12 protein-coding genes are annotated in these 16,494 nt (G+C 70.1%); 6 read left to right on the plus strand and 6 right to left on the minus strand.

Features of this window, described 5'->3' with window-relative positions:
* The coding region (locus tag Voc01_RS36545) for a cellulose binding domain-containing protein (protein ID WP_203932244.1) at positions 1–424 on the plus strand (424 nt) is incomplete at its 5' end.
* Between the two features lie 70 nt (positions 425–494).
* On the opposite strand, the gene Voc01_RS36550 is transcribed toward Voc01_RS36545, so the two are convergent.
* The 6 genes from Voc01_RS36550 to Voc01_RS36575 all read right to left on the minus strand — a co-directional run bounded on the left by Voc01_RS36550 (position 495) and on the right by Voc01_RS36575 (position 9,662).
* A complete protein-coding gene (locus Voc01_RS36550) occupies positions 495–1,961 on the minus strand; it encodes a non-reducing end alpha-L-arabinofuranosidase family hydrolase (RefSeq protein WP_239160741.1) in 1,467 nt (488 codons plus the stop codon).
* A gap of 11 nt (positions 1,962–1,972) precedes the next feature.
* Positions 1,973–3,115 carry a glycoside hydrolase family 10 protein gene (locus Voc01_RS36555; RefSeq protein ID WP_203932246.1) on the minus strand — a complete coding sequence of 381 codons (1,143 nt, stop codon included), beginning with the start codon at positions 3,113–3,115 and terminating at the stop codon, positions 1,973–1,975.
* 180 nt (positions 3,116–3,295) lie between these two features.
* Entirely contained in the window at positions 3,296–5,338 is a 2,043-nt protein-coding gene (locus Voc01_RS36560; protein ID WP_203932247.1) for a family 43 glycosylhydrolase, read from the minus strand.
* Between the two features lie 9 nt (positions 5,339–5,347).
* Positions 5,348–7,669, minus strand: a complete 2,322-nt coding sequence (locus tag Voc01_RS36565) for a beta-L-arabinofuranosidase domain-containing protein (RefSeq protein ID WP_203932248.1) — start codon at positions 7,667–7,669, stop codon at positions 5,348–5,350.
* Positions 7,670–7,680: 11 nt separating this feature from the next.
* On the minus strand, positions 7,681–9,492 hold the full coding sequence (locus Voc01_RS36570; protein WP_203932249.1) for a family 43 glycosylhydrolase: 1,812 nt from the start codon (positions 9,490–9,492) through the stop codon (positions 7,681–7,683).
* Complete coding sequence (locus Voc01_RS36575; protein ID WP_203932250.1) at positions 9,489–9,662, minus strand: hypothetical protein; 174 nt, start codon at positions 9,660–9,662, stop codon at positions 9,489–9,491. The genes Voc01_RS36570 and Voc01_RS36575 overlap by 4 nt, the downstream gene beginning before the upstream one ends.
* 339 nt (positions 9,663–10,001) lie before the next feature.
* Between Voc01_RS36575 and Voc01_RS36580 the strand changes: the two genes are divergently transcribed.
* The 5 genes from Voc01_RS36580 (at position 10,002) to Voc01_RS36600 (ending at position 16,472) form a co-directional block, all read left to right on the plus strand.
* The gene (locus Voc01_RS36580; protein ID WP_203932251.1) at positions 10,002–11,645 is read left to right on the plus strand and encodes a glycoside hydrolase family 27 protein; all 1,644 of its coding nucleotides are present in this window, start codon (positions 10,002–10,004) and stop codon (positions 11,643–11,645) included.
* Positions 11,646–11,735: 90 nt separating this feature from the next.
* Positions 11,736–12,812, plus strand: a complete 1,077-nt coding sequence (locus Voc01_RS36585) for a LacI family DNA-binding transcriptional regulator (RefSeq protein WP_203932252.1) — start codon at positions 11,736–11,738, stop codon at positions 12,810–12,812.
* A 38-nt stretch (positions 12,813–12,850) separates the two neighbouring features.
* Entirely contained in the window at positions 12,851–14,299 is a 1,449-nt protein-coding gene (locus Voc01_RS36590) for a rhamnulokinase (RefSeq protein ID WP_203932253.1), read from the plus strand.
* Between the two features lie 38 nt (positions 14,300–14,337).
* The gene (locus Voc01_RS36595) at positions 14,338–15,147 is read left to right on the plus strand and encodes a DeoR/GlpR family DNA-binding transcription regulator (RefSeq protein WP_203932254.1); all 810 of its coding nucleotides are present in this window, start codon (positions 14,338–14,340) and stop codon (positions 15,145–15,147) included.
* A gap of 242 nt (positions 15,148–15,389) precedes the next feature.
* Positions 15,390–16,472 carry an ABC transporter substrate-binding protein gene (locus tag Voc01_RS36600; protein ID WP_203932255.1) on the plus strand — a complete coding sequence of 361 codons (1,083 nt, stop codon included), beginning with the start codon at positions 15,390–15,392 and terminating at the stop codon, positions 16,470–16,472.
* Positions 16,473–16,494 lie beyond the last annotated feature (22 nt).

Below are 16,494 nucleotides of genomic sequence, written 5' to 3' on the forward strand. Positions count from 1 at the left end.
TTGCGCGTTCCAGGCCGGCAGCTTCCAACCGCAGCTGGCCTACAGCCTCGCCAACGGCGTCGCACCCCCGCAGGACGTCCCGACCGACCCGTCGAGCTCCTCGTCGTCACCGAACACCCAGCCGGGGGCGTGCGCGGCGACCTACCGGATCGACAGCCAGTGGAACACCGGCTTCGGCGCGACCGTGACCGTCCGTGCCGGTAGCACGGCCATCAACGGCTGGACCGTGCGGTGGACGTTCGCCAACGGCCAGACGATCACCCAGATGTGGAACGGCACCGACAGCCCGAGCGGCGCCTCCCACGCCGTGCGCAACGTGTCGCACAACGGCTCGTTGGGCGCCGGCGCCACCACCACGTTCGGCTTCAACGGCAACTGGAGCGGCACCAACTCCGTCCCCACGCTCACCTGTACGAGCCCGTAGGACACACTGAACGACAAGAGCGGGCGGGTGCCGGAAGGCACCCGCCCGCTCGCTCGTGTCGGAACCGAGGTCAGCGCCTCAGGGTGAGCAGGCCCGGCCGGTAGGGCAGGCGACCGTAGTCACCACCGGAGCTGGGGGAGCGGCCCTGGTACAGCAGTTGGAGGTTGCAGGCGTCGACGGTCATGGTCTGGTCGGCGTTGGTGCGGATCAGCTCTCCGTGGCTGATGTCGTTGGTCCAGGTGGCGCCGCTGTTGGCCTTGCCGGCGAACGGGTTGCTCTCCGACGCGGCCTGCGGGGTCCACGAACCGTTGAGGCTGCTGGAGGTGAACGAGCGGAAGTACCGCCCGTTGGCCCCGATCGCCTCGACGAGCATCAGGTACTGGTTCTGGCCCGCGATCTTGTAGACCTGGACCGCCTCGAAGAGGTTGTTCGTCGAGTCGGTCATGATGACCGTGGAGGTGGAGCCGAAGCTGCCGGGGAAGTTGCCGATGGGCATGCTGGCCCGGTAGATGCGGCCGTTGTCGCCGGCGAAGAACAGGTACATGTTCTGGCTGTCACCGATGACGGCCTGGTCGATCGGGCCGGTCTGGGAGTTGGAGATGCTGCCGGAGAACAGGGTCTGTGGCGCCGACCACGAGTTGACGTTGGTCGGGTCGGTCGACGTGCGGTAGGAGAACGCCGGGCCGCCCCACTGGTAGGCCAGCACCCAGATGTTGCGGGGGGCGAAGTAGAACAACGACGGTGCCACCGCGGCGAACGGCATCGCGTTCTGGCTGGCCGATGCCATCTCCGACCAGTTGGTGAACAGGCCGAAGTTCATCGAGCCCCACGTGGACCCGTTGTCGTGGTTCGTCGCGTAGACGAGCTGCCGGCCGTTGTAGGGGGCGTGGGTGAAGTCCTTGAGGGAGACCCATCCCGACCTCGGGTTCGCCAGAACCCCGGTGGAGTTCCAGCGGTACGTCGACGGAAGGGAGCACCCGGTTCCCGGGTCGGGGTTGGGGTTGCCGCTGCCCACCTGGACGAGCTGCCACTGCTGGTTGGCGCCGTTCCAGTCGGCGTACTGCACGATGTTGCCGCCGTCGGCGGTGGACGCGCCCTGTACCTCGAGAACCTTGTTGCTGTTGCGGTTGATGAACCGTACGTAGCCGCCGTCGGAGTCGGCGAGCCGGAACTGCTGGTTGGTGCCGTTGAGGTCCGACCACTGGACGATCGACCCGCCGTCGGCGGTGGAGAAGTTGTAGACGTCGAGGACCTTGCCGGAGTGGCGGGACTTGATGCGGTAGTAGCCGCCGCCGGAGTCGACGAACTGCCACTGCTGCTGGTTGCCGTTGTTGCGGGCCCATTGCGTGATGCGGGCGCCGTCGTTGGTGGCCAGGTTGTACACGTCCAACGCCTTGCCGCTGTTGCGGTTGACCAGGACGTACCAGGCGTTGGTGTCGACCGTGGCCGCCGCGGCCGGTGGGGCCTCGACCACGGCGACGACGCCGGTTGCCACGACGGCCGCCACGAACGGGGCGAGCCTTCGGAGGATCTTCATTGCTTTCCTTTCTATCCGACCCGGACGAGTTGCCATGGAGGGTTGGCGCCGTTCCAGTCCGGGTACTGGACGACGTTGGCACCGTCCGATGTGGACGTTCCCTGCACCTCGACCGGCCCCGGCGGGTCGGACGAGCCGCCGTTGAGCGCGTCGAGGGTCGCGGTGTATGCGGCCTTCCTGTTGCCGGACGCGTCGAACAGCAACGCGTTCTGGCCGGTGCGCCAGGAGTCGCTGTCACGGATGCCCGCGACGGTGATGCCGGTGCACCGTGACACGGCCAGGCACGCCCGGGTGACGTGGGCGTAGGCGTTGGCCTGGTCCGGGCCGACGATGTCGAGCGCGGTGATCTCCACGTCGACGCCGAGGTCGGCGAACCGCTGCAGGTTCGCCTGGTAGTCGCCCGGCGCGGAGTTGGTCAGGTGGGACTGGAACCCGACGCAGTCGATGGGGACGCCGCGGTTCCTGAAGTCGGCGACCATGTCGTAGACGGCGGTGCTCTTGGCGTTGACGCCATCGGTGTAGTAGTCGTTGTAGCACAGCTTCGCGGTCGGGTCGGCGGCCCGCGCGGCGCGGAAAGCGTCCTCGATCCAGTCGTTGCCGGTGCGCTGCAGGTTCGAGTCGCGCCGCGACCCGCGTCCGTCGTCGGCGAACGCCTCGTTCACGACGTCCCAGGCGAAGACCTTGCCGCGGTAGTAGGAGGTCACCTGCGTCACGTGGTTGTTCATCGCGGTGCGCAGTTGGCCGCCGGACAGGCTCCGCGTCCAGCCGGGCTGTTGCTGGTGCGAGAGCAGGACGTTCCCGCGGACCTTCTGGCCGCGGGCCAGGGCGCGGTCGACGATCTGGTCGGCGCGGGAGTATGAGAATCCGCCCCGGGTCGGTTCGGTGGCTTCCCACTTCATCTCGTTCTCGGCGGTGACCGAGGTGAACTCGCGGTCGAGGATGCCGGTGTAGCCACTGTCGCCGAGCCTGCCGGCGGCGACGGCGGCGCCGAAGTAGCGTCCCGTCTCCGCGGCGGAGGCGCCGAGCGTCGACGCGGCTGAGGCGGGTGCCGGCGCCACGACCGTGGCGCCGGCACCGGCCAACGCGGCTATCAGCAGTGGCACGGACGCCCGGAGCAGCGACCGTCTCCGGCCCGGTGGTGGCGACTGGGGCATGGGCTGGCCTTCCTGGGGGGAGTGGGACAGAGCCGCCCGCGCGACGGAGGTCGCGGTGCGGCGGTGAGATCCGGCCGCGCGGTCGGCGTCCGCGCGGCCGGATCGGCCGGTGCGCGGGCTCGCGCCGCGCACCGGGGTCCGGGTCTGCCGCCGCGCGTCCCACCCGCGCGGCGGCGAGGGTCAGGGCGTCGACTGGGTGAAGGACCGCACGGTGACCGCACCGCCCAGGGACTGGGTGGCGTAGTTGAACATCGCGTACCGGTAGCCCATGAAGAACTGCCAGGTGTTGTCCAGCGTCAACGCGTTGCCCAGCGACGTGAAGTTCACCCCGTCGGTGCTGTACGAGAACCGGGCCTGGCGCCCGGATCCGGGGCGGATGTCGGCGGTGGCGCGCAGCCAGATCCGGCCGCCGGAGATGTTCGCGCCGGCGATCTCGGTTCCGGTTCCGGTGGTGGCCCAGCTGCTGTTCATCGTGAGGCCGTTGGTCATCACCACGCGGGTGGCGCCGTTGTCGCGTTTGACGCCGACCCAGGCCGAGGTCTGGCGCAGCATCGCCAGGCCGGCGCGGTCACCGTTCTGCATCGTCGAGTAGTCGAGCTCGATCGTGGCCGTCGAGGTCGGTCCCTGGATGCGGTGGGTCAGGGTGTTGCGGGCCGCGTACAGGTCGTTGGTGACCGTCGCGGTCTGCAGCCGCAGGCCGTTGCCCGCCGACCAGCGTGAGTTGTCGGGGTTGTGGTTCCACTCCCACTGCGGTCCGAGCGCGGTGGTGGTGAACGTGTCGGTGCCGATCATCGGCTTGACGGTCTTGCCGTTGCTCGGGATGTTCGGCTTCGGGTACGTCTGGCCCCACCCGCCGTTCACGGTCTGGATGGTCGGCCAGCCGTCACCGGTCCACGAGATCGGCGCGAGGGCCGGCACGCGGCCGCCGGGGTAGGCGTCGACGAAGGACATGTAGTACCAGTCGCCGTTCTGCGTCTGCACCAGGCCGCCCTGGTGCGGCACGCCGCCGCCGGAGATCGGGCCCGGCATGTTCAGCAGCACCTGGCGCATCTCGTACGGCCCGAACGGGCTGCTCGACCGGAGCACGTACTGGCCGTTGGCGGGCCGCGTCAGCCAGATGTAGTAGTAGCCGTTGCGCTTGTAGAAGCGGGCACCCTCGAGCGTCCCGACGCTGGACGGGGTCTGGAACACCTGCTGCGCGCGGACCTGGCCGAGCCCGTCGGCGGTCAGCTGGGCGACGCTGATCGTGCCGTTGCCGTAGGCGACGTACATGGTGTCGTTGGTGTCGACGAGCAGCCCGGCGTCGTAGTAGCAGTTGTTGATCTGCGACCGCTTCGACCACGTGCCGTCCACCGCGGAGGCGGTGTAGACGTAGGTGCGGTTGAACTCGATGCAGCCCATCCAGTAGTAGGTGCTGTTGCTCGGGCGGTAGTTCAGGGTCGACGCCCAGATGCCCTTCACGTAGGCGCGTCCGCCGTTGAGGTCGTAGGCGCTGGAGCCGAAGTCCAGGCTCGGCACCGAGTGACCGGCGTACTCCCAGTTCACCAGGTCGTAGGAGCGCAGGATCGGCGCGCCGGGGGAGTAGTGCATCGTGGAGGCGGAGTAGTAGTACGCGTCACCGACGCGGATGATGTCGCCGTCGGCGAAGTCCTGCCACACCACCGGGTTGTTGTAGGTGCCCGGGTTGGGGTTGGGGTTGGTGCCACCCACCGGGACGAGCTGCCACTGCTGGTTGGTGCCGTTCCAGTCGCTGTACTGGACGATGTTGCCGCCGTCGGCGGTGGACGCGCCCTGTACCTCGACGGCCTTGTTGCTGTTGCGGTTGATGAACCGCACGTAGCCGCCGTCGGAGTCGGCAAGCCGGAACTGCTGGTTGGTGCCGTTGCCGTCGGCCCATTGGACGATGGAGCCGCCGTCGGCGGTGGAGAAGTTGTAGACGTCGAGGACCTTGCCCGAGTGGCGGGACTTGATGCGGTAGTAGCCGCCGCCGGAGTCGACGAACTGCCACTGCTGGTTGTTGCCGTTGTTGCGGGTCCACTGGGTGATGCGTCCGCCGTCGTTGGTGGCCGAATTGTAGAGGTCGAGGGCCTTGCCGCTGTTGCGGTTGACCAGCACGTACCAGGCGTTGGTGTCGACGGTGGCCGCCGACGCCGGCCCGGCACCGACGGTCACGACAGTGCCGGCGAGCATGAGCAGCGCGACGGCGAGGATGCGGAGTTTCATCTCGTCCTCCTAGCGGGTGAGTCGCCAGCGGGTGTCGGCGGCGCCGCTGTCGGGTTTCTGGACGGCCTGCGCGCCCCACGCGGTGGAACCGTTGAGGATGCCCAGGAGCTTGCCGCTGTTGGCGTTGCGGATGCGGTGGGTGCCGTCGCCGTTGTCGACAAGGGTCCAGCGGTGGTCGGCGGTGCCGTTGTCTGCCCACTGCAGGACGCGGGCGTTGTCGGCGGTGGACATGTTCTCCACGCCGAGGACCTTGCCGCTGTTGGCGTTGCGGAACCGCACGGCGGAGCCGTCGGTGACGATCTCCCAGTTGTGGTCGGCGGTGCCGGTGTCGCCCCACTGCACCGCAAGCCCGCCGTCGGCGGTGGACATGTTCTGCACGCCGAGCACGAGGCCGGTGCCCGCGTTGACGAGCCGCACCGTGCCGCCGGATCCGCCCGTGCCGGTGTTCCAGTAGACGGTGTAGTTGTGGCCGTGCGCGTCGTAGAACGGGCCGAGGGGGACGGTGGCGCCGTTGGCGGTGGCCGTGAACGCGAGGCTGCTCGTGCTCGTCCGGGTGACCGAGCCGGTGGTGAGGCTGGGTGGACCCGACAGGGTCGCGTTGCCGTAGTTGCCGCTGAGGACGACCGGTCCGTAGGTGAGCGCCGCCACGGCGGCGTTGTCGTTGGTGGGCCGGGTGACGACCTGCATCGGCAGCCGGACGGTCACGGTGTCGCCGTTGGACCAGGCGCGGGTGAGGGTGGCGTAGGTGCCCGGTGTCGTCGCGATGCTCTGCGCCGTGCCGTTGACGGCGACCGTCGCACCGGAGGTCCAGGCCGGGATGCGTACGCGCAGCGTGAACGTGCCGCTGCCGCCGACCGTCAGGGTGGTGGTGTCGGAGACGGGGTACGTCGTGCTCTGCGTCAGCGTGATGCCGCGCTGCGACCACGTGAGCACCGACGGGACGAACAGGTTGACGGTGACGACGTCGCCGTTGTGGAAGTAGACGGAGTCCATGAGCGCCGTGTTGACCTCGATACCGGTGCCCTGGCAGCACCAGAAGGAGGAGTAGTCGGTGCTCCAGGTGCCGCCGCCCCACGCGGGTCCCACCCCCCGCCGCCCGCCGGGACGCAGTGGGGTGAAGTACGTGATGTGCCCGTGGCCGTCGGCGGGGTTCTGCGCGCCGACGAGGTGGTTCAGCAACGCCCGTTCGTAGAAGTCGACGTACGCGACGCGGTTGGGGTCGAGCAGCCACAGCTCCCGGGTCAGCTTGAGCATGTTGTAGGTGTTGCAGTGCTCGCACGTGTCGTTGGTCAGGTAGCCCGCGATCGCGTTCGGCGGACGGAAGTGCTCGGCCTGGCTGTTGCCGCCGATCACGTAGCTGTGCGCGTTGACGGTGATGTTCCAGGCGTTGGTGGCGATGTCGCGGTACCGGGTGGTGCCGGTCGCCTTGTACTCGCGCGCCGCGCCGATCCACTTGGGTACCTGGGTGTTGGCGTGCAGGCCGTTGAGCTGGTCCTGGCCCGCGGCCAACGGGTTGAAGACGGCCGCGTGGTCGAACCGTTGCGCGACGGTGAGCCACCGTCCGTCGCCGGTCTGCTGGTAGATGTCGGCCAGGACGGCGTTCATCCCGCCGAACTCGGTGCCGAGCATCGACTGCATCTGGCTCGAGCTGAGCCGGGCGGTGCGGGTGTCGACCCACCCGGCCAGCGCCAGCAGCACCGTGCGGGCCTGCGTGTTGCCGGTGTACCGCCAGACGTCGAGCAGCCCGGCGAGCGTCTTGTGCACGCAGTAGTAGGGCACGTTGCCGTTGGACAGCGTCCGCGCCTCCAGGGCGGTGAAGTCCGACTCCGGGAAGCCGGACAGGTAGCCGGCGGTGAAACCGGCCGCACCGTTGTTGGCCTGACACTTCGCGAGCTCGGCCACCATGTAGGTGGCCTTGTCGCGGCACGTCGTGTCGCCGAGCACCGCGTAGGCCTGCGCCCACGCGGTGAGGAAGTGCCCCTGCATGTGGGTCCGGAACGGGAACGACGGGGCGTCCCAGCCGCCGTTGGACGCGGCGCCGTTGGTCGACAGCCGGTGGTTGGCGCGGAAGTTGTACAGGAGCCGGTCGACGTCGACGAAGCGGAGGTAGCTCAGCGTCCGCGTCTGGTTGTCGTAGAGGCGGCCGGCGGTGAGCCGCACCTGGCCCGGGTCGAACGGGTACGCCGACACGCCGATGTCGGCGCGGGCGGGTGGCACGACCGCCGCCGCGGCGGGGTGGCCTCCGAGGAGGGCCGACCCGCCGGCGGACGCGGCGGCGGTGACACCGGCGGCCTGGAGCAGCCGGCGGCGGCTGAGTGACGAGGATGACATGGTGGGATCCCTTACTGCATCGAGGCGTCGTCGACGAACAGGGAGTCGGTTCCGGCCGCCGTCTCGACGTAGACGGTGGCGCCGGTCAACGTCCCGGACCAGGAGACCGACGCGGTGCCGGTCAGCTGCGTCCATCCGCTCGTGCTGAGCGTGGCCGCCGGGGTCAGCTGCACGTAGCTGGTGGTGCCGTTGGCGGTCAGGGCGAGGGTCACCTTGGCGCTCGGTGTGCCGCTCTGCGCCCGCACCCACACGCTCGTCGTGTACGACCGGCCGTTGGACAGCTGCGCGGTGACGTTCTGGCTCGGGCCGTTCCACGACGCGGTGCGTCCGGTGATCCCGATCGAGCGGCTGCCGCCGTGGACGGTGCCGGTCTGCGACGTCAGGGTTCCGCTGCCGAACACGCCCCAGCCGGTGGTGCCGCCCTCGGCGTCGCCGTTGGTGAGGAGGTTCCCGCCACCGCCGGTGGAACCGGCGAACTGCCACCAGTTGACGTTGAACAGCGTGCCGCTGCCGCCGGCGAAGCGCAGGTACAGGTCGTGGGTGCCGGTGGCGCCGCTGACCGGGCAGGTGACGGTGGTCCAGGTCTGCCAGCCGCCGGTGGCGGGCACGGTGCACGTTCCGACGACGGTGCCGTTCACGCCGTCCAACCGCAGTTCGATGCGGCCGCCGGCGGCGGCCGACGCGACCCGCGCGGTGAACGAGGTGGCGCCGGCGCCGAACGCGGCGCCCTTGACCTTGATGTGGTCGCCGTTCTCGATCCAGCCGACGTTCAGGCCGCCCTCGGTGGAGACCTCGGTCTCGATGCCGGAGGACCAGGCGATCGTCTCGGCCTCCTGCCGAACGTACGGGTTGAGCGTGCCGACCTGCGGCGCCCCGGTGGTGGTCATGTTGATCGTCGGGATCGTGCCGTTGGCGTTGTAGGTGAACCGTTCCACGGCGACCGAGCGGGTGTACCCGCCGCCGCCGGGCAGCGCGCCGTTGTGGTAGAAGAAGTACGAGCCGCCGTTGAAGTCGATGACGCCTGCGTGGTTGGTGAAGCTGCCGCCCTGGCGGGGCATCACGGTGCCGCGGTAGGTCCACGGTCCGGTCGGCCCGGGCGCGGTCGAGTAGCCGATGAACTCCGAGCAGCACTCGGCGGCGAACACGTTGTAGTAGGTCCCGTTGCGCTTGTAGACCCAGGGCCCCTCCTCGTAGAGGGTGGGGCGGCTAGCGTTCCCGCTGCGGGCGCCGAATCCGGCCGTGGTCAACGGGATCTGGGTGGGCCCGCCGGAGAACGAGGTCATGTCGGCGTTCAGCCGCACGTACCAGAGGTTCGGGTTGCCCCAGTAGAGGTAGGCCTGCCCGTCGTCGTCGATGAACACGTTCGGGTCGATCTCGCCGTTCTCGACGAGCGGGCGGCCGATCGCGTCGCGGAACGGCCCGGTCGGGCTGTCGGACACGCCGACGCCGATCGCCATCCGTCCGGTCGAGCGGTTCTTGACGGGGACGTAGTAGTAGAACCGGCCGTTGCGGTACGCGACGTGGCCGGCCCACGCGTCGGCGCTGGCCCAGCTGAACGTGGCGAGGTTCATCGGGGAGCCGTGGTCGGTCCAGTTCACCATGTCGGCGGAGGAGTACACGCGCCACTCGCGCATGGTGAAGTAGGTGGAGCCGTCCTCGTCGTGCCCGGTGTAGAGGTAGACGCGTCCATTGTGGACGATCGGCGCGGGATCGGCGGTGTAGATGGTCTGCACGATCGGGTTGTCGGCTCGTGCGGCGACCGGCGACAGGGCGATCGCGCACAGAACGCTCACCGCGATGGCGATGATTCGTCTGGTGGTCACGGGGTCTCCTCGGCTGTGCCCGGGTGGGTGCGTGCGGCCTCGGCGGCGCGCGAGGGGCGGCCGGTGTCGCCGCGGCCGCCATCCGCGACGACGCCGGCCACAACCAGCAACAGCGGCACGGCGGTCGCCGCCGGGCCGGGTGAGGGTCCACCCGATCCGGTTTCCACCATGACAACCTCCGTGCTGTGTGCTGGCGGATCGTGTTCCGTGTACGGCGGAGCCACGTCCACTGCGGGACGTTGGCTATGTGAGCGTTAACAGACGAGCGTGGCGCGACGGTGGGGGACCGCGCGTCGGCCGGCTCGGTGGTGGGTGGCGGGAAGCCGGCTCCTCATGGACTGTTATCGATGATGGTCGAGCGCGTCAAGAGATGGCGACAATGTTTCGCGAAAGTGGCGTTGTTCAGTTCGGCGCTCCGGCGAAGTCTTCCATCGCGGGACTTGAATGTGTCAAGCCTGTTACGTACGATGGGCCACGAAATGTTATCGCTAACATTCGCGGAGGTGGCGATGCAACGCGCCAGTGCGACCCGAAGGACGGTGACGGCCGTCGCCGTGATGGTGCTCCTCGCCTGTTGCCTCGTAGGCCTGCGGGCCACTGCCGCCCACGCGCTGAACAACGGCGTGGCCCGCACCCCGCCGATGGGCTGGAACTCGTGGAACACCTTCGGCTGCAACATCAACGAGGCGCTGATCCGGCAGCAGGCCGACGCGCTGGTGAGCAGCGGCCTGCGCGACCTCGGCTACCGGTACGTCGTCGTCGACGACTGCTGGTTCAACCCGAACCGCGACTCCGCCGGCAACCTGCAGGGTGACCCCGGCCGGTTCCCCAGCGGCATGAAGGCCCTCGGCGACTACCTGCACGCCCGTGACCTGAAGTTCGGCATCTACCAGGTGCCGGTCGACAAGACCTGCGCGCAGTACTTCGGTTCCTACCCCGGCGCGACCGGCAGCCAGGGCCACGAGGCGCAGGACGCGCGGCAGTTCGCCGCCTGGGGCGTCGACTTCCTCAAGTACGACTGGTGCTCGCCCAACGGGTCCATCGACCAGCAGGTCGCCACGTTCGCGAAGATGCGCGACGCGCTGGCCGCGACGGGTCGCCCGATCGTCTACAGCATCAACCCCAACAGCATCCACGCCAAGACCGGCCCGCTGCGCAACTGGGGCGACGTCGCGAACATGTGGCGCACCACCGAGGACATCACCAACACCTGGAACTCCGGGCAGACCAACGGCTACCCGATGGGCGTCCAGAACATCGTCAACGTCAACGTCCCGCTGGCCTCCTACGCCGGTCCCGGGCAGTTCAACGACCCCGACATGATGGAGGTCGGCAACGGCGGGATGACCGACACGGAGATGCGCTCGCACTTCGCCCTGTGGGCCGTGATGGCGTCGCCGCTGATCGCGGGCAACGACATCCGCTCGATGTCGGCGCAGACGCTGGCGATCCTCAGCAACCGCAACCTCGTGACCATCAACCAGGACTCGCTGGCCCTGCAAGCGGTCCAGGTCTCCAACGACGGCACCCGGCGGGTCCTGGCCAAGCGCCTGGCCAACGGCGACGTCGCGGTCGCGCTGTTCAACCAGGGATCGTCCACCACCACGGTGTCGACCACCGCGGCAGCGGTCGGCAAGTCGGGCAGCTCGTTCTCGCTCCTCGACGCCTGGACGAACTCCACCAGCACCACCACCGGCGCGATCTCGGCGAGCGTCCCGGCGCACGGCACCGTCGTCTACCGGCTCTCCGGCGGCGGCACCACCGACCCCCAGCCGACCTCGTTCGCCCTGGCCAGCGCCGCCTCCGGCCGGTGCCTGGACATCCCGAACAGCGCCACCGCCAACGGCACCCAGCCGATCATCTGGGACTGCTCCGGCGCGGCCAACCAGCGCTTCACCCTCAACGGCCAGACCCTGCAGGTCCTCGGGAAGTGCCTGGACGCCCCGCTGAACGCCGCCGCCGGTGCGAAGGCCCAGCTGTGGGACTGCAACGGTGGCACCAACCAGCAGTGGACGCAGAACGCCAACGGCACCATCAGCAACAACCAGTCGGGCCTGTGCCTGGACGTCAACAACGCGGCCACGGCCAACGGCACCACCGTCATCCTGTGGACGTGCACCGCCGCGGCCAACCAACGCTGGACCCGGCGGTAGTCCTCCAGCCGCCGCGGCGCCCACTGGTGCCGCGGCGGCACCGACGGCGCGGACCTGCGTCCGACGGCTGCGCCGCCGTACACTCCGTTCGTGATCGAGGGGAGCGGACGGCGACCGCGCGGGGGAGCGCGCCGCGGAGACGTCCCGATCACCACCATCGCCGAGCTCGCCGGCGTCTCGCCTCCGACCGTGTCGAAGGTCCTCAACGGCCGGCACGGCGTCGGCCTCGAGACCCGGCGCCGGGTGGAGGCACTGCTGCGAGACCACGGATACCGCCGCCCGTTGCCGACCACGTCGACGCCGTGCGTCGAGGTCGTCTTCGACCGGATGCTCGGCTCGATCGCCGTCGACATCCTGCAGGGTGTCGGCGAGGTCGCGGGCGAACAGGACTGCACCGTCGGGTTCACCGACGTGCGCCGGCACCTCGACGCCGGCGAGCCGTGGCTCGACGCGCTGCTGCGCCGGCGGCCCACGGCGGTCATCACGGTGTGCTCCCTCGCCACCGTGGAGCACAGCGAGCGGCTGGCCGCCAGCGGCATCGGCCTGGTGGCGATCGACCCGATCGGGGAGCTGGCCACGACACCGGTGGTCGGGTCGAACAACTGGAGCGGGGCGCTCACCGCCGTGCGCCATCTGCTGGACCTCGGCCACCGGCGCATCGGCGTGCTGACCGGACCGGTCCGCGACCTGTCGGCCCGCGCCCGGCTCGACGGCGCCCGCGCCGCGCTCGACCACGCGGGCATCGCCGCCACCGACGAGCTCGAACGGCAGGGCGTGTTCACCGTCGACGACGGGCTGCGGCTCGGGGCGGAGCTGCTGGCCCTGCCCGAGCGGCCGACGGCGATCGCGTGCGGCGACGACCTGCAGGCCCTCGGTGTCTACGAGGCCGCGCGGCGGGCGGGCCTGCGCATCCCGGAGGACCTCAGCGTCGTCGGGTTCGACGACGTCGACCAGGCCGCGTGGACGGCGCCACCGCTGACCACGGTGCGGCAGGAGTTCGCGTTGATGGGCGCGACGGCGGCCCGGCTGGCGCTCGAGCTCGCCGCCGGCCAGCTGCCGGCCCGGCAGCGGCACGAGCTCGACACCGTCCTCGTCGTGCGGGGGAGCACCGCAGCGCCACCGGACCGGTCCGGCGGCACGGACCGAGCGGGCGGGTGCGCCGACTGATCGGGCGGCACGGCGGGCGGCGCGGCTAAGCTCTGGCGGTGCCCGTGTTCCTTGCCGTCGACCTCGGTGCGGAGAGTGGCCGGGTGCTGCGCGGCTCGCTCCGTGACGGCCGGCTCACGGTGCGGGAGGTCCGCCGGTTCGTCAACCGTCCGGTCGCGTTGCCGCAGGGGCTGCACTGGGACGTTCTGGCGCTGTTCGCCGACCTGTCGGCGGGGCTCGACGCGGCGGTGTCGGAGTCGGGGTCCCCGGCCGACGGTGTCGGCATCGACGCCTGGGGCAACGACTTCGCCCTCCTCGACCGGGACGGGCGGCTCATCGGGAACCCCTGGCACTACCGGGATCCACGCACGCGCGCCAGCACGGCGCTCGTCGCCGCCCGGGCCGGCGCGGGCGCCATCTACCGGACCACCGGCACCCCGCCGTTGCCGATCAACACGGCGAGCCAGCTCGTCGCGATGGAAGGCTCGCCGCAGCTGGAGATGGCGCGACGCCTGGTGATGCTGCCGGACCTGTTCGGCTACTGGTTGACCGGGCGGCTCGCCACCGAGCAGACCATCGCGAGCACGAGCCAGCTGCTCGACGTCGCGACCCGTACCTGGGCGGTCGACGTCATCGACAAGCTCGGCATCCCGCCCCGGCTCTTCGACTTCGAGGTGGTGCCCGCGGGCGTCCGCGTGGGTGGGCTGCGCGCCCATCCCGGCGTTCCACTGTGGACGGTGGCCGGCCACGACACCGCGTCGGCCGTGGCCGCGGTTCCGGCCGCGGCGCCGACGTTCGGCTACATCTCGTCCGGTACGTGGTCGCTCGTCGGGTTGGAGCTGACCGCACCGGTGCTCACCGACGCGGCGATGGCGGCCGGGTTCTCCAACGAGGCCGGCGTCGACGGCACGATCCGGTTCCTGCGCAACGGGACCGGCCTGTGGCTGCTCCAGCGGTGCCGGGCGGCGTGGGACTCGCCGCCGTACGCCGACCTGGTCGCCGCGGCGGCCGACGCACCCGCCTTCCGCGGGCTGGTCGACCCCGACGATCCGCGGTTCGTCTCGCCGGCGGACATGCCGGCGCGGATCGCGGCGAGCTGCCGCGAGACCGGTCAGCCCGTGCCGGACGACCGGGCCGCGGTCGTGCGCTGCATCCTGGAGAGCCTGGCCTGCAAGCACCGGTGGACACTCGAACGCGCCGAGGAGCTGTCGGGCCTGCGGGTCGACGTCGTGCACATCGTCGGTGGGGGCGCCGCGAACCCGTTGCTGTGCCAGCTCACCGCGGACCTGACCGGCCGGCCGGTGCTCGCCGGTCCGGTCGAGGCGACGGCGGTGGGCAACCTGCTCACGCAGGCCCGGGCGACGGGTGCGCTGACCTCGTTGACCGAGCTGCGCGACGTGGTGGCACGATCTCTCCCGCCGCGCCGGTTCGAGCCGCACGGATCCGACGCGGTGGAGACCGCGTACACGCGTTTCTGCGCGCTGCTGGACAGCGGTGACAGGATCTGACATATTTTGCCAAGGCGCGGACCGGGGAGGTGTCGTCAGTGCTGATCGCTGAGCGTCGGCGGCGGCTGCTCGAGCACGTACGCGACCGCGGCTACGTCTCGTTCCGCGAGCTCGCCGACGCGCTGCACATCTCCGAGTCGACGGTGCGCCGGGACCTGCGTTCGATGGTCTCCGACGGGCTGCTCACCGCGACCCGCGGCGGCGTGGGTCCCGCCTGGCCGGCGGCGGCGCCGCCCGGCGGTCCGACCGCGGTCCACGACCGTGCCGGCGCGGCCACGGACCCGCGCGGCGACGACGGTTCCGACCCGCAGCGCGCCGGGCGGGAGGCGATCGCCGCCGCGGCGGCGGCCCTGGTGGCGCCGGGCAGCGCGATCCTGCTCGGCCCCGGCCGGACGACCACCGCGCTGGCCCGCAACCTCGCCGCGATCAGCCACCTCACCGTCGTCACCAACTCGGTCACCGTCACGGACGCGCTGGTCCCGGCGCCGCAGATCGACGTGCTGCTGATCGGTGGCGCGCTGCGCCGCTCGATCGGCGCGGTCGTCGGGCCGATCACCGAGCAGGCGCTGCAGGGGTTGCGTGGCGCCCAGGTGTTCCTGTCCGGCGAGGGCGTCACCGCCGAACGCGGACTCACCACGCCGAACGTCTTCGCGGCCGCGACCGACCAGGCGATGATGGCCGCCGGCAGCCAGGTGGTGGTGCTGGCCGACCACACCAAGCTCGGCCGCGACACCATGTGCCAGACCGTTCCCAGCGACCGGATGGACATCCTCGTCACCGACGAGCGGGCCGACGGGGCCGTGGTGCGCCGGCTGCGGGCCGAGGGCATCGACGTCCGGATCGCCTGACCGCGGATCACCGGCCGGGGATCGCCGGCCCGACGATCCCCGGTTGCGGCGCCGCGCGGCCCGGGACGGCGGAAGTTCGTCGAATGTCCTGTCACCGGCGTCGACGCACTTGACAGAACTTGGCATCTTGCGACTACTATCCGACCACGTTCAGTCAAACTCTTTCATCTTGTGGCGTCGACGGCCCCTTCCCGCGGGCTGCGGCGCCCGCTCCGCCGTACCTATGGAAAGGGAGGCATCCGATGCCTCGGTCCAGACACCTCTTCCGCGGCACCGCCGTCGGCACCGTCCTCACCATGCTCGTACTCGGTGCCGGTGCCTGCACCAAGGGCGCCGACGACAACGAACAGACCGGCGCCCAGGGCGACTCGGCCCAGCAGGTCCAGGCGACCTCCGGGGCGAGCGGATGTACGCCGGACAAGTACAACGGCGGCGTTCCCAAGCTCGACCTGAAGAACATCACCGTCGGCTTCGCCCAGTCGGAGAAGGAAGCCAACCCCTTCCGGATCACCGAGACCCAGTCCATCAAGGACGAGGCGGCCAAGCGCGGCATCAAGCTGATCACGACCAACGCCCAGTCGGACCTCAACAAGGAGATCGCCGACATCCAGGGCATGATCGCGCAGGGCGCCAAGGCGCTGATCATCTCGCCACTGAACTCCGAGGGCCTCGACCCGGCGCTGAAGGCGGCGCAGGACGCGAAGGTGCCGGTCATGACGATCGACCGGTTGCTGACCACGAAGACCGCCTGCAAGGACTACCTGGGCTGGATCGGCTCGGACTTCGTCAAGCAGGGTGAGCGGGCCGCCGACGCGATGATCAAGGCGACCGGCGACCAGGGTGACGTGGCGATCCTGCTCGGCGCGTCCGGGGTCAACGTCACGGTCGACCGGACGAAGGGCTTCAAGGACCAGCTCGCCGCGAAGGGCTCCAAGCTGAAGATCGTCGCCGAGCAGACCGGCGACTTCACGCGGGAGAAGGGCCAGAAGGTCACCGAGCAGCTGATCTCGGCCAACCCGAACATCACCGCGATCTACGCCGAGAACGACGAGATGGCGCTGGGCGCCGTGGCGGCGCTCAAGGGAGCGAACAAGAAGCCCGGCGACGTCAAGATCATCACGATCGACGGTACCAAGGGCGCGGTGCAGGGCATCATCGACGGCTGGATCGCCGGGGTCATCGAGTCGAACCCGCGCTTCGGTCCCCTCGCCTTCCAGGCGCTCGAGGACTTCTACAGCGGCAAGGGCGTCGCGGAGAAGACCATCATCTCCGACAAGGAGTACACGAAGGAGAACGCGCAGGCCGAACTGGTCAACGCGTACTGACGACAGACCGTCCGCCGGACCG

The organism is Virgisporangium ochraceum (assembly GCF_016863655.1).
Classification (GTDB): Bacteria; Actinomycetota; Actinomycetes; order Mycobacteriales; family Micromonosporaceae; genus Virgisporangium; species Virgisporangium ochraceum.

Excerpts from the sequence above, each read along its gene's own strand:
- Voc01_RS36560 (WP_203932247.1), bottom strand. The coding sequence starts at position 5,338 with ATGAAACTCCGCATCCTCGCCGTCGCGCTGCTCATGCTCGCCGGCACT.
- Voc01_RS36565 (WP_203932248.1), bottom strand. The coding sequence starts at position 7,669 with ATGTCATCCTCGTCACTCAGCCGCCGCCGGCTGCTCCAGGCCGCCGGT.
- Voc01_RS36575 (WP_203932250.1), bottom strand. The coding sequence starts at position 9,662 with ATGGTGGAAACCGGATCGGGTGGACCCTCACCCGGCCCGGCGGCGACC.
- Voc01_RS36600 (WP_203932255.1), top strand. The coding sequence starts at position 15,390 with ATGCCTCGGTCCAGACACCTCTTCCGCGGCACCGCCGTCGGCACCGTC.
- Voc01_RS36555 (WP_203932246.1), bottom strand. The coding sequence starts at position 3,115 with ATGCCCCAGTCGCCACCACCGGGCCGGAGACGGTCGCTGCTCCGGGCG.
- Voc01_RS36550 (WP_239160741.1), bottom strand. The coding sequence starts at position 1,961 with ATGAAGATCCTCCGAAGGCTCGCCCCGTTCGTGGCGGCCGTCGTGGCA.
- Voc01_RS36580 (WP_203932251.1), top strand. The coding sequence starts at position 10,002 with ATGCAACGCGCCAGTGCGACCCGAAGGACGGTGACGGCCGTCGCCGTG.